Below are 12,387 nucleotides of genomic sequence, written 5' to 3' on the forward strand. Positions count from 1 at the left end.
CTCTTTGCGAGTTGGGCAGATCCGGTTCGGTTGTGCGGTATGCTGGCCTTGTCGTTCGAGCGTTCCGGCGCCTCTGGGGGCTGCGGGCCATGACCGCCGCGCCATTCTGCCATCCTTGCGTGGCGGCGGCGATACCCGCTCGGGTCGCTCGATGCTCGCCTCAACCAGCCTTACAGGGATGTGCCTCCATGCTTCAGCGCTTTACTCGTCACCCGGGAGGGCGGTCATGCCGCTAGGCGTGCGCATTTTCCTGGTGTACTTCCTGTTCGTCGGCCTGGCCGGCTGGTTCGTGCTCAGTACGGTAATGGACGAGATCCGCCCAGGCGTGCGCCAGTCCACCGAAGAGACGCTGGTGGACACTGCCAACCTGTTGGCCGAGATACTGCGCGAAGACGTCAAGCATGGGCGTCTGCAGCAGAGTCACTGGCCGGAACTGCTCAAGGCCTACGGCCTGCGCCAGCCGCAGGCGCGAATCTGGGGTGTGGAGAAGAGCGCGGTGAGCCATCGCATCTACGTCACCGATGCCAAGGGTGTGGTCCTGCTCGATTCCAGTGGCGTTGCCGTCGGCCAGGATTATTCGCGCTGGAACGACGTGCTGCTGACCCTGCGCGGCGAGTACGGTGCGCGCTCCACCCGCGAGGACCCGGCCGACGAGGACAGCTCGGTGATGTATGTGGCGGCGCCGATCCATGATGGTGAACAGATCATCGGCGTGGTCTCGGTGGCCAAGCCGAACAAGTCGCTGCAGCCTTATATCGAACGCTCGCAACACCGGCTGGGCTGGCTGGGTGCTGGCCTGATCGTGCTCGGGCTGCTGATTGGCGGGATGCTGTCCTGGTGGCTGAGTGGCTCCCTGCGCAAGCTCACCCGCTACGCTCAGGCAGTCAGCCAGGGGCAGCGCGCCGAGTTGCCGGCATTGCGTGGCGGCGAGTTGACGCAGCTGGCCCAGGCGGTACAGAAGATGCGCACTGAGCTGGAAGGCAAGGACTATGTCGAGCGGTACGTGCATACCCTGACCCACGAACTGAAGAGCCCGCTGGCAGCCATCCGCGGTGCCGCCGAGCTGCTCGAGAGCGAAATGCCTGTGGAGCAGCGCCAGCGCTTCGTGGCCAATATCGCCAGCGAGGGCGCCCGCCTGCAGCAACTGATCGAGCGTCTGCTCAACCTGGCGCTGGTGGAGCAGCGGCAGGGCTTGGAGGAGCGCGTGGCGGTGGACCTGCATGCACTGGCCGATGAGCTGCTGCAGGCCCAGGCGGCGCGAATCCAGGCCGCCGGGCTGCGTGGCGTGAATGCCATTCCCTCCGACCTGTTCGTGCAGGGTGAACGCTTCCTGTTACATCAGGCGCTGGCCAACCTGCTGGACAACGCCCTCGACTTCACTCCTCCGGGTGGCGAGCTGCGCTTCGACGCGGAGATCGATGCGCAGCGGGTGGAGCTGAGTCTGTTCAACCAGGGGGAGGCCATTCCCGAATACGCACTGCCTCGCCTGACCGAGCGCTTCTACTCTCTGCCGCGCCCCGCCAGCGGGCGCAAGAGCACCGGCCTGGGGCTGAATTTCGTACAGGAGGTGGCGCTGTTGCACGGTGGCGAGCTGGCCCTGAGCAACCTGTCCGGCGGAGTACGCGCCTGTCTGCGCCTACCGCTGGCCTGAACGATCCGCGAACGCTGCCGCACCATGCTGTGGCTCCCGACTGCGCCGGACTCGACCGGTGCCAATTTCAGGAGCCTCCAAATGATCCGCTCGCTGTTATCTGCCCTTGTTTCTTCCTGCCTGCTTGCCGGTTGCGCCGGCAACGGGCAGAACGCTCTGCTCGGCGATGTGCTCAGTCGCGCTATGCAGGAAACCTCGCTCAGCAGCGCCGATCAGGGTTTGGCGGTCAAGGCCGTTGAGGTGGCGGCGCAGAGTGCCGGACAGCGTCGCGAACGTTCGGGCGATGTCTCCAGTCCTGCGCCTGGTAATGGCGAGCCGGCGGCCGAAGACGTCGAAGTGTGGTGAGGTCGCCATGTACTCAGCTAAATGCATAGGTCTTTTGCTGGGACTGGGTTTTGCTTCCCAGGCATTGGGCAGCGAGCTGAGCAGCGCTCGTGGCGCCGTGGCTCCGGTGGGCTTCGATATTCAGGGCACGCCCTTGCCACGGTCTCAGGTGCCGCAGCTGCGTGGCCGTCTGGATGACATGCTGGTGCGCCTGCGCCAGACCCCTGCGCTGGCGCCTCTGCAGGGCTTCGCCATCAATCAGAGTATTCGCCTGTTCGAGCAGCCGTCCGCGCTAGGTTCTGCGCCTGCCGCTGGCTGGGCTCATCTGCTGGTGCGCCGGGTCGACCCGCAGCGCAGCGAGAGAGACGCGGCCAGTGGCGCGTTGCGGGGCGTTGGCGAAGGGCCTGCCATCGAGGTGCGGGCCAACGATCAGGGTGCGCTGTTCGGCTACCCGGTAGGGAAGGACGAGCAGGGCGACTATTACCAGGTCCCGGTCATTCCCCGTCGGTTGCAGGGGTTCCCTGTGTTGCAGATCGGTAGCAAGGACGTGGTGGTGCTGCACAAGGCCGGGCGTCAGCCGTTTGCTCACATCAATCGCGAGCGTTATCTGAAAGGGATTCTCGCAGATGCCCGCGAGCATCTGGCGCTGCTGCGGGACATGTTGAACGACACCGGTGATGAGCAGTTGCGTGCCGGACTGCAGGGCAATATCGCTGACTGGCAGCGAACGGTGGCTGCGCGCCAGACCGAACTGGAGGGCATGAGCGAGGCGGAGCGGCGTTCGCCTACCTGTCAGAGCAGCGATCAGCGTGGTGCAACTTTCGCGTCCTGCCGCACGCCGGGTGCGGTGTACTACGTCACCTTCTCTCCTGAGTATTTCGACCCGGCCCTGCCGCCCAGCAGCGTACAGCTGATGAGCATCAGCGTGGCCAACAAGGGTTTCCTCAACGACAGGGTGCTTGGGCAGAAGGTGCGCCAGGCGGTGGCTGAACTCGATCTCGCCGCATTGCGGGAGACCCTCGACTGAGCTGCGCTATTCTTCGTCTCAGTTCCTGCTGGCGCCGTGGCTGGCAGAGAACCTGCAAGATGGAGAAAACAATAGCCGGGAGGGGACACATGAAGACCGTTGCGGAGCTGCTCAGAACAAAGCCCAGTGCCTACGTGCACCACATCGCACCGGAAGCCTCGGTACTCGATGCGGTAAAACTGCTGGCCGAGCGGAAGATCGGCGCCTTGGTGGTGCTGGCTGGTGGGCGCCTGGTGGGCATCGTCAGCGAGCGTGACTATGTGCGCAAGCTGGCAGAGATGGAGCGAGGGGCGTTCGAGGCCAGGGTCAGCGAAATCATGACCGCCGAAGTCATCACCGTTGGCCCGCGCGACAGCGTGCAGCACTGTCTGCAACTGATGACAGACCATCGCTTGCGCCACCTGCCGGTGCTGGCTGAGGGTGAGCTGATTGGCATGCTGTCGATCGGCGACCTGGTCAAACAGACCATCGCGGACCAGGCAAGCCTGATCCTGCAGCTGGAGCAATATATACGCGGTGAATAAGGGGAAGCCTCCGGGGCGATCATCTGTCATTGCCCCTGAGTGCCCGGCTGGGCGAAAATACGCGCCTTTTTCGCCCCCCCTTCATCTAGAAGCAGCCCCCGCAGGAGATTCAGCGATGCCCAGCCGTCGTGAGCGAGCCAATGCCATTCGTGCCCTCAGCATGGATGCTGTGCAGAAAGCCAACAGCGGCCACCCGGGTGCCCCCATGGGCATGGCGGACATCGCCGAAGTCCTGTGGCGCGACTACCTGCAGCACAACCCGCAGAACCCGAACTGGGCCGACCGTGACCGCTTCGTGCTGTCCAACGGCCACGGCTCGATGCTGATCTACTCGCTGCTGCACCTGACCGGCTACGACCTGGCTATCGACGACCTCAAGCAGTTCCGTCAGCTGCACAGCCGCACTCCGGGCCACCCGGAATACGGCTACACCCCGGGCGTCGAGACCACCACCGGCCCGCTGGGCCAGGGCATCGCCAACGCCGTTGGTTTCGCCATTGCCGAGAAAGTGCTGGGCGCGCAGTTCAACCGCCCGGGCCACGACGTGGTCAACCACTACACCTACGCCTTCCTCGGCGACGGCTGCATGATGGAAGGCATCAGCCACGAAGTCTGCTCGCTGGCCGGCACCCTGGGCCTGGGCAAGCTGGTCGCCTTCTACGACGACAACGGCATTTCCATCGATGGCGAAGTCCACGGCTGGTTCACCGACGACACCCCGGCGCGCTTCGAGGCCTACGGCTGGCAGGTGATCCGCAACGTCGACGGCCATGACGCCGACGAGATCAAGACCGCCATCGAGACCGCGCGCAAGTCCACCGACCGTCCGACCCTGATCTGCTGCAAGACCGTGATCGGCTTCGGTTCGCCGAACAAGGGCGGCAAGGAAGAGTGCCACGGCGCTCCGCTGGGCAACGACGAGATCGCCGCCACCCGCGCCGCGCTGAACTGGAACCACGGCCCGTTTGAAATCCCGGCTGACATCTACGCCGAGTGGGACGCCAAGGAAGCCGGCGCCGCCCGTGAGGCCGACTGGGACGTGCGCTTCGCCGCCTACGCTGCCGCGCATCCGGAACTGGCCGCCGAGCTCAAGCGCCGCCTGGCTGGCGAGCTGCCGGCCGACTTCGCTGAGAAGTCCGCTGCCTACGTTGCTGAAGTTGCTGCCAAAGGCGAGACCATCGCCAGCCGCAAGGCCAGCCAGAACGCGCTGAACGCCTTCGGCCCGCTGCTGCCGGAATTCCTCGGCGGTTCCGCCGACCTGGCTGGCTCCAATCTGACCCTGTGGAAGGGCTGCAAGGGCGTGGAGGCTGGCGATGCCGCCGGCAACTACCTGTTCTACGGCGTGCGCGAGTTCGGCATGAGCGCGATCATGAACGGCATCGCCCTGCACGGCGGTTTCATCCCGTACGGCGCGACCTTCCTGATCTTCATGGAATACGCGCGCAACGCCGTGCGCATGTCTGCGCTGATGAAAAAACGCGTGCTCTACGTGTTCACCCACGACTCCATCGGCCTGGGCGAAGACGGCCCGACTCACCAGCCGATCGAGCAACTGGCCAGCCTGCGCGGCACGCCGAACCTGGACACCTGGCGCCCGGCCGATGCCGTGGAATCCGCGGTGGCCTGGAAGTACGCCATCGAGCGCAATGACGGCCCGTCCGCGCTGATCTTCAGCCGCCAGAACCTGCCGCACCAGGCGCGTGACGCCCAGCAGCTGGCCGATGTGGCCCGTGGTGCCTACGTACTCAAGGACTGCGCCGGCGAGCCGGAACTGATCCTGATCGCCACCGGTTCGGAAGTCGGCCTGGCCGTACAGGCTTTCGACACGCTGACCGAGCAGGGCAAGAAGGTCCGCGTCGTCTCCATGCCGTCGACCAGCGTGTTCGACCAGCAGGACGCCGCCTACAAGCAGGCTGTACTGCCGCTGCAGGTCGGTGCGCGCATCGCCATCGAGGCCTCGCACGCGGACTACTGGTACAAGTACGTCGGCCTGGAAGGTCGCATCATCGGCATGACCACCTTCGGTGAGTCCGCCCCGGCCGCGCAGCTGTTCGAGGAGTTCGGCTTCACCGTCGCCAACATCCTGGAAACCGCCGCCGAGCTGCTGGACGCCTGATGCGCCCGGCCCCCTCGCCACGAGGGGGCCACGCCGAGACCCCGCCATGGCCAAACGCCCGCTTAAAGTCGCCCTCAACGGATACGGCCGCATCGGCCGTTGCGTGCTGCGCGCTCTGCACGAGCGCGGCGCTGCGGCCGGCTTCGAGATAGTCGCGCTGAACGATCTGGCCGACCAGGCCAGCATCGAGTACCTGACCCGCTTCGACTCCACCCACGGCCGCTTCCCCGGCGAGGTGAAGGTCGACGGCGACTGCCTGCACATCAATGGCGACTGCGTGAAGGTGCTGCGCCAGAGCGAGCCCGAGGCTATCGACTGGGCTGGCCTGGGCATCGACCTGCTGCTGGAGTGCTCCGGCGTCTACCACAGCCGCGCCGATGGTGAGCGCTTCCTCAAAGCCGGTGCGCCACGGGTGCTGTTCTCCCAGCCGATGGCCGGCGAGGCGGATGTCGACGCCACCGTGGTGTTCGGCGTCAACCAGCAGCGTCTGACCGGCGCCGAGAAGCTGGTGTCCAACGCCTCCTGCACCACCAATTGCGCGGTACCGCTGCTCAAGCTGCTCGACGAGGCGGTGGGCCTGGAGTACGTCTCCATCACCACCATCCACTCGGCGATGAACGACCAGCCGGTAATCGACGCCTACCACCACGAAGACCTGCGCCGCACGCGCTCGGCCTTCCAGTCGGTGATCCCGGTATCCACCGGCCTGGCGCGCGGTATCGAGCGTCTGCTGCCGGAACTGGCCGGGCGGGTGCAGGCCAAGGCCATTCGCGTGCCGACGGTCAACGTCTCCTGCCTGGACATCACCCTGCAGGTGGCGCGCGACACCAGTGCTGCCGAGATCAACACGGTGCTGCGCCAGGCCGCAGAAAACGGTCCGCTCAAGGGCCTGCTGGCCTACACCGAGTTGCCCCACGCCAGCTGCGATTTCAATCACGACGCCCATTCGGCCATCGTCGACGGCAGCCAGACTCGGGTTTCCGGCCCGCGCCTGGTCAACCTGCTGGCCTGGTTCGACAACGAATGGGGCTTCGCCAACCGTATGCTCGACGTCGCGGAACACTTCCTCGCCGTCTCCAACCCATCCAAGTAACCAGCCCCCTTTGAAGGACTGACCATGACCGTTCTGAAGATGACCGACCTCGACCTCGCCGGTAAGCGCGTGCTGATCCGCGAAGACCTCAACGTGCCGGTGAAGGACGGTGTGGTGAAGAGCGATGCGCGCATCCTCGCCTCCCTGCCGACCATCAAGCTGGCCCTGGAGAAGGGCGCGGCGGTCATGGTTTGCTCGCACCTGGGCCGCCCGACCGAGGGCGAGTTCTCCGAGGAGAACAGCCTGGCCCCGGTCGCTGCCTATCTGTCCAAGGCCCTGGGCCGCGAAGTGCCGCTGGTCAAGGACTACCTGGGCGGCGTCGAAGTCAAAGCCGGCGACATCGTGCTGTTCGAGAACGTGCGCTTCAACAAGGGCGAGAAGAAGAACGCCGATGAGCTGGCCCAGCAATACGCCGCCCTGTGCGACGTGTTCGTGATGGACGCCTTCGGTACCGCCCACCGCGCCGAGGGCTCGACCCACGGCGTAGCCAAGTTCGCCAAGGTTGCCGCCGCCGGCCCGCTGCTGGCCGCCGAACTGGACGCCCTGGGCAAGGCTCTGGGCAACCCGGCCCGCCCGATGGCCGCCATCGTTGCCGGCTCCAAGGTGTCCACCAAGCTCGACGTACTCAACAGCCTGAGCCAGATCTGCGACCAGCTGATCGTTGGTGGCGGCATCGCCAACACCTTCCTCGCCGCTGCCGGTTTCCCGGTCGGCAAGTCGCTGTACGAGGCCGATCTGGTCGACACCGCCAAGGCCATCGCGGCCAAGGTCAGTGTGCCGCTGCCGGTCGATGTGGTAGTGGCCAAGGCCTTCGCCGAAGACGCCGAAGCAACCGTGAAAGCCATCGCCGACGTCGCCGACGACGACATGATCCTCGACATCGGCCCGCAGACCGCCGCGCAGTTCGCCGAGCTGCTGAAGTCGTCGAAGACCATCCTGTGGAACGGCCCGGTCGGCGTGTTCGAGTTCGACCAGTTCGGCAACGGCACCAAGGTGCTGGCCCAGGCCATCGCCGAGAGCCCGGCGTTCTCCATCGCCGGCGGCGGCGACACCCTGGCGGCCATCGACAAGTACGGCGTGAACGAGCAGATCAGCTATATCTCCACCGGTGGTGGCGCCTTCCTCGAGTTTGTCGAGGGCAAGGTGCTGCCGGCTGTGGAAGTGCTGGAGCAGCGCGCCAAGTAAGGCCCTGCCGACGATCATATCGTCGGCAGCTTGAGAGCATCGGCGCTAAACCAAAGGCCTCTCGGCGCGGTCCCTTGCACAGGAACCCCGGAGAAAGGAGCACGGTCATGCGCCAGCTCGCGATACTGTTACTCTGTGCCGGCCTCGCCGGTTGTAGTGGCAAGGGCTCGACCCCCAGCACCTGCGAGGTGTTGAGCCCGCCGGAAATCATCCTGCCGACCACTCAGGACGATCAGCGGGTCGAGGCGCAGAGCAGCGGCGACCCTACGGTGAGCGGCAGCGGGCAGCAGAACTGCCCCTGACGCCCTTGATAGGGCCCTGACATGGAGTGTGCGATGAGAGCTGTGATCCTGATGTTGTCCGCCGTGTTGCTGAGCGCCTGCGCCAGCCAGCCGGAGCCTGCCGACCAGTGGACCCGCTGGGTCTGCGATAGCCAGGCCGAAGTGCTGTGGCGGCCGGTGGGCGACGATGCGGTCGATCTGCGTCTGGGCGGCGGTGATATCGTCCACCGCCTGCAGCGCGAACCCTCGGGGTCCGGCGTGCTCTATAGCGACGGCATCCTGGCCTTCCACAGCAAGGGCGAGGAAGGCCTGGTGTACCGGGTGGCGGACAACGACCTGATCGGTCGGGGCTGCAAGGCACAGTAATTGCGGTAAGCAGGGTTCGGACCGTGGTCCGGGCCGCTGGTGCGGCGGGCGTGAGCCTCGCCGGATTCGAATCCCGCGCGCCGAACAGGGGCGCGGGGCGGGAGAGGGCGCCCCCCTATCCCCTGAAACTTGAACAACGCCCGCCCCTGCGGCAGGCTTGCACACTTAACGACCCTCATTTGGGAGCTTCACAGATGGCACTTATCAGCATGCGCCAGATGCTCGACCACGCCGCCGAATTCGGCTACGGCGTGCCGGCCTTCAACGTCAACAACCTCGAGCAGATGCGCGCGATCATGGAAGCGGCCGACAAGACCGACTCCCCGGTGATCGTCCAGGCTTCGGCCGGTGCTCGCAAATACGCTGGCGCGCCGTTCCTGCGTCACCTGATCCTGGCCGCCATCGAAGAATTCCCGCACATCCCGGTGTGCATGCACCAGGACCACGGCACCAGCCCTGACGTGTGCCAGCGCTCGATCCAGCTGGGCTTCAGCTCGGTGATGATGGACGGCTCGCTGCGTGAAGACGGCAAGACCCCGGCCGACTACGACTACAACGTCCGTGTCACCCAGCAGACCGTAGCCTTCGCCCACGCCTGCGGCGTGTCCGTGGAAGGCGAACTGGGCTGCCTGGGTAGCCTGGAAACCGGCATGGCCGGCGAAGAAGACGGCGTTGGCGCCGAAGGCGTGCTGGACCACAGCCAGCTGCTGACCGACCCGGAAGAAGCCGCTGACTTCGTCAAGCGCACCCAGGTCGACGCGCTGGCCATCGCCATCGGCACCAGCCACGGCGCCTACAAGTTCACCAAGCCGCCAACCGGTGACGTACTCTCCATCGAGCGCATCAAGGAAATCCACAAGCGCATCCCCAACACCCACCTGGTGATGCATGGCTCCTCCTCGGTGCCGCAAGAGTGGCTGAAGGTGATCAACGAGTTCGGCGGCGACATCAAGGAAACCTACGGTGTGCCGGTCGAGGAAATCGTCGAAGGCATCAAGCACGGCGTACGCAAGGTCAACATCGACACCGACCTGCGCCTGGCCTCCACCGGCGCCATCCGCCGCATGATGGCCGAGCACCCGAGCGAGTTCGACCCGCGCAAGTTCTTCGCCAAGACCATCGTCGCCATGCGTGACATCTGCATCGCCCGCTACGAAGCCTTCGGCACCGCCGGCAACGCCTCCAAGATCAAGCCGATCAACCTGGAAGGCATGTTCCAGCGCTACGCCAGCGGCGAGCTGACCGCCAAGGTCAACTAAGCCACCTGCTACACCGAAAGCCCCGCTCTGCGGGGCTTTCGTCTATCTGGGGGAGGGAGTATGCGGCTCATCGTTCGTTGCGTCTTGTGGGGAACCGTGATGGTGCTCACCGGTTGCGCTCAACAGACGCGGCAGGCAAGTCCAGTTGAACCAGCTACGCCTGTGTCGGTGCTGGCCGATCCACAGCGTTGCATCGAACGCGCCGACTGCACCACCAAGGTGTCGCGCACCCTGCTGTTTGTCTTCGACTACGCCGCTGTTGGCGGTCATCTGGTGCTGCGCCAGGAGCGCCTGCTGTTCACCCCGGCGGACGCCGCGGTGAACGACTGGCCGGCGATCTATATCCGTCTGGCCGAGCCGGCCGACAGCCGCTTCGACTTCAATGCCGGGTGCCGGGTAGACCACTGCCGCTACAGCACCGAGGAGCTTTTGCGGATCTACCGCAGCTACCTGGCGGGCGAGCCCTGTTCGCTGGATGGCGTAACGGCCTGCGCAGGGTACTAGCGGTTGGCATCGGCCCGTTCCATCACCTGCAGGGTATAGGTCTGCTCCACCTGCTGGCCGGAGCACTGGGTGCCCATGCCGCTTGCTTCTACGCGTATCTCGTAGGTACCGGACCTGGTGGGCTCGCCCTGGATAACGCCATGGGCTTCCGTGTCGACGTAGACGAACTCCAGCCCTTCCGGAAGCGGTTGGTCCTCAGTGCCAGCCCGTAGGCCACTGAGCAGGGAGAGCTTTTCGACCCCGACTTGGACATGGTAGGGCTGGCCTACGATGGCGGGCGGCAGCTGGGACGGGTACAGGTTTAGGCCGGGCCGCAGCATGCATCCGGCGGCTATCGGAATGACCATGAATGCCTCGCATCCGCTCAGCAGCGTGCAGAGGCCCAGGGCCGGCAGGGCAGCGGGTTTCATCTTCGGTCGTTCTCCTGACAGACGTGCGCGTCCGTTGCCAAGAGGCAGGCGCGGCGTGGTAGCAGGGCAGGGGCGTGGTGGCGGGCAGCCTCACAGGCCAATGTCCTTATCGGTGTGGGGTTGGCAGACAATGCGTCGTACCAGGCCGGAGCACCAGCGTTGCTCCGTCATTCTGTGAGCCCGTCATCAGCAGGCGTTCGTCCGCATTCGGCAAGCGCCCAGTGTTTCTTGATCAAGTCCGGTGCCCGCCAGCCGATATCCCGGATATGCTGGCACCAGGCCCATACCGGGCCTTTTTCCCGCTTGCATCGTGCGGGCGGGAGCACCGGCAGTCACAGCAGGAGCAACCATGGGCTCAATAAAAACAATCCAGGCCCGTTACACCCTTATCTTCGTCGTCTTCATCGCAGTGGTGTTCCTACTCACCGAGGAAGGCATCCGTCATTTCGTTGCGCCCAAACTCAAGGCTTCCGAGGAGCAGCTGGTCCTGAATCAGGTCAGCAAGATCTCCGAGTCGATCCTTTTCGAGCTGGCCAAGGTCGAGGCGCAGTCGCGCAGCATCACCCAGACCATCCCGCTGCTCGACAGCGACACCATCGACGTCGTGGTGCCGGGCCTGGTCGATCAGTACGGTGATCCCAAGGTGTTCGGCGGCGGCATCTGGCCGATGGCGCAGAAACGTTCGGAGCAGAACAAGCACAGCACCTTCTTCCACCGCGACGCCAGCGGCCAGATGACGGTGAACACCTACTGGAACTCTGACGCGGCGCCCGCCTACTACGAGCAGCCCTGGCACCGCGCCGGACAGCAGGCGCCTGCTGGACAGTGCGCCTGGGCCGCGGCCTACAAGGACGATGCCAGCGCCCAGCCGCGCACCAACTGCGCCATGGCCATCCGCAAGGATGGCGCGCTGTTTGGCGTGTCCACCATCGACGTGACCCTGGGCTTCTTCAATAACCTGGTGGCGGAGAAGGAGAAGCAGATCCAGGGCGAAGTGATGATCGTCGAGCCGGATGGCAAGATCCTCAGCAACCAGTCGCGCATCGGCGGCGAGATCGTGCTGAAGAACGTATCCGAGCTGGCTCGCCAGTCCGCCTTTGTCGGCGAGATCCAGGAGGGTCTTGGCAAGATCGGCCGCGATACGCTGTACAAGCACGAGTTCGACAACGCCGATGGTGAAGCCTGGACCTTCTACCTGCAGCCCATCGAAGGCACTCCGTGGTTGCTGGCGGCGGCATTGCCGACCCGCCTGCTGACCGAGAACAGCTCGGATGTGCTGAGCACATTGGCCTATATCCAGGTGCCGCTGGTGATCCTGCTGCTGGCCATCATGCTGTTCTCCATCTACCAACTGATGCAACGCTTGCACGTGCTGCGCGGCAACATCGACTCGCTGTCGGCCGGCGATGCCGACCTGACTCGGCGCATCGCTCTCAAAGGTGACGACGAGATGGACGCGGTGGGCCAATCGGTCAATCGCTTCATCGCCTACCTGCAGAACATGATCGCCGACGTCACCCAGGCCTCGGCGCAGATCGCCGAGGAGCTGGCCCAACTGCAGCAGCAGTCCCGTCGCACCAACGAAGTGCTGAGTCGCCACGCCAACGAGACCGACCAGGCGGTGACCGCCATCACCGAGATGAGCTC

At 65.1% G+C, this 12,387-nt stretch carries 12 protein-coding genes and 1 pseudogene; 12 read left to right on the forward strand and 1 reads right to left on the reverse strand.

Annotation, left to right across the window (positions count from 1 at the left end):
* Window positions 1–226: 226 nt before the first annotated feature.
* The 11 genes from creC to IB234_RS05055 all read left to right on the forward strand — a co-directional run bounded on the left by creC (window position 227) and on the right by IB234_RS05055 (window position 10,330).
* The gene (gene creC / locus IB234_RS05005; RefSeq protein ID WP_192314804.1) at window positions 227–1,651 is read left to right on the forward strand and encodes a two-component system sensor histidine kinase CreC; all 1,425 of its coding nucleotides are present in this window, start codon (window positions 227–229) and stop codon (window positions 1,649–1,651) included.
* Between the two features lie 81 nt (window positions 1,652–1,732).
* Entirely contained in the window at window positions 1,733–1,996 is a 264-nt protein-coding gene (locus IB234_RS05010) for a hypothetical protein (RefSeq protein WP_192314807.1), read from the forward strand.
* A gap of 7 nt (window positions 1,997–2,003) precedes the next feature.
* Entirely contained in the window at window positions 2,004–3,002 is a 999-nt protein-coding gene (locus IB234_RS05015; protein ID WP_192314810.1) for a hypothetical protein, read from the forward strand.
* 89 nt (window positions 3,003–3,091) lie between these two features.
* Window positions 3,092–3,526 (forward strand): CBS domain-containing protein, encoded by a 435-nt coding sequence (locus IB234_RS05020; RefSeq protein ID WP_192314813.1) that lies wholly within the window; start codon window positions 3,092–3,094, stop codon window positions 3,524–3,526.
* Window positions 3,527–3,641: 115 nt separating this feature from the next.
* A complete protein-coding gene (tkt, locus tag IB234_RS05025) occupies window positions 3,642–5,642 on the forward strand; it encodes a transketolase (protein WP_192314816.1) in 2,001 nt (666 codons plus the stop codon).
* A gap of 46 nt (window positions 5,643–5,688) precedes the next feature.
* Window positions 5,689–6,735, forward strand: a complete 1,047-nt coding sequence (epd, locus tag IB234_RS05030; RefSeq protein ID WP_192314819.1) for an erythrose-4-phosphate dehydrogenase — start codon at window positions 5,689–5,691, stop codon at window positions 6,733–6,735.
* 24 nt (window positions 6,736–6,759) lie between these two features.
* On the forward strand, window positions 6,760–7,920 hold the full coding sequence (locus IB234_RS05035; protein WP_192314823.1) for a phosphoglycerate kinase: 1,161 nt from the start codon (window positions 6,760–6,762) through the stop codon (window positions 7,918–7,920).
* Window positions 7,921–8,027: 107 nt separating this feature from the next.
* Window positions 8,028–8,222: a hypothetical protein gene (locus IB234_RS05040; RefSeq protein ID WP_192314827.1), complete on the forward strand. Its 195-nt coding sequence runs from the start codon at window positions 8,028–8,030 to the stop codon at window positions 8,220–8,222.
* A 33-nt stretch (window positions 8,223–8,255) separates the two neighbouring features.
* Window positions 8,256–8,567, forward strand: a complete 312-nt coding sequence (locus IB234_RS05045) for an MliC family protein (protein ID WP_192314830.1) — start codon at window positions 8,256–8,258, stop codon at window positions 8,565–8,567.
* Window positions 8,568–8,761: 194 nt separating this feature from the next.
* On the forward strand, window positions 8,762–9,826 hold the full coding sequence (gene fba, locus IB234_RS05050; RefSeq protein ID WP_192314833.1) for a class II fructose-bisphosphate aldolase: 1,065 nt from the start codon (window positions 8,762–8,764) through the stop codon (window positions 9,824–9,826).
* A gap of 60 nt (window positions 9,827–9,886) precedes the next feature.
* Window positions 9,887–10,330, forward strand: a complete 444-nt coding sequence (locus IB234_RS05055; RefSeq protein WP_192314836.1) for a hypothetical protein — start codon at window positions 9,887–9,889, stop codon at window positions 10,328–10,330.
* Here the strand turns inward: IB234_RS05055 and IB234_RS05060 are convergent.
* Window positions 10,327–10,740, reverse strand: coding sequence for a hypothetical protein (locus tag IB234_RS05060; protein ID WP_192314839.1), 414 nt, complete (start codon window positions 10,738–10,740; stop codon window positions 10,327–10,329). The genes IB234_RS05055 and IB234_RS05060 overlap by 4 nt on opposite strands.
* Window positions 10,741–11,407: 667 nt before the next feature.
* On the opposite strand from IB234_RS05060, the pseudogene IB234_RS24335 reads away from it, so the two are divergent.
* Window positions 11,408–12,226, forward strand: a pseudogene (locus tag IB234_RS24335) (cache domain-containing protein); the annotation flags it as partial.
* Between the last annotated feature and the right edge of the window lie 161 nt (window positions 12,227–12,387).

Origin of the sequence: Pseudomonas sp. PDM16 (assembly GCF_014851865.1) — a bacterium.
Lineage (GTDB): Bacteria > Pseudomonadota > Gammaproteobacteria > Pseudomonadales > Pseudomonadaceae > Aquipseudomonas.

Coding starts and splice junctions, on each gene's coding strand:
- IB234_RS05020 (WP_192314813.1), top strand. CDS start 3,092: ATGAAGACCGTTGCGGAGCTGCTCAGAACAAAGCCCAGTGCCTACGTG.
- IB234_RS05015 (WP_192314810.1), top strand. CDS start 2,004: ATGTACTCAGCTAAATGCATAGGTCTTTTGCTGGGACTGGGTTTTGCT.
- IB234_RS05060 (WP_192314839.1), bottom strand. CDS start 10,740: ATGAAACCCGCTGCCCTGCCGGCCCTGGGCCTCTGCACGCTGCTGAGC.
- epd (WP_192314819.1), top strand. CDS start 5,689: ATGGCCAAACGCCCGCTTAAAGTCGCCCTCAACGGATACGGCCGCATC.
- fba (WP_192314833.1), top strand. CDS start 8,762: ATGGCACTTATCAGCATGCGCCAGATGCTCGACCACGCCGCCGAATTC.
- IB234_RS05035 (WP_192314823.1), top strand. CDS start 6,760: ATGACCGTTCTGAAGATGACCGACCTCGACCTCGCCGGTAAGCGCGTG.
- tkt (WP_192314816.1), top strand. CDS start 3,642: ATGCCCAGCCGTCGTGAGCGAGCCAATGCCATTCGTGCCCTCAGCATG.
- IB234_RS05010 (WP_192314807.1), top strand. CDS start 1,733: ATGATCCGCTCGCTGTTATCTGCCCTTGTTTCTTCCTGCCTGCTTGCC.
- IB234_RS05040 (WP_192314827.1), top strand. CDS start 8,028: ATGCGCCAGCTCGCGATACTGTTACTCTGTGCCGGCCTCGCCGGTTGT.
- IB234_RS05045 (WP_192314830.1), top strand. CDS start 8,256: ATGAGAGCTGTGATCCTGATGTTGTCCGCCGTGTTGCTGAGCGCCTGC.
- IB234_RS05055 (WP_192314836.1), top strand. CDS start 9,887: ATGCGGCTCATCGTTCGTTGCGTCTTGTGGGGAACCGTGATGGTGCTC.
- creC (WP_192314804.1), top strand. CDS start 227: ATGCCGCTAGGCGTGCGCATTTTCCTGGTGTACTTCCTGTTCGTCGGC.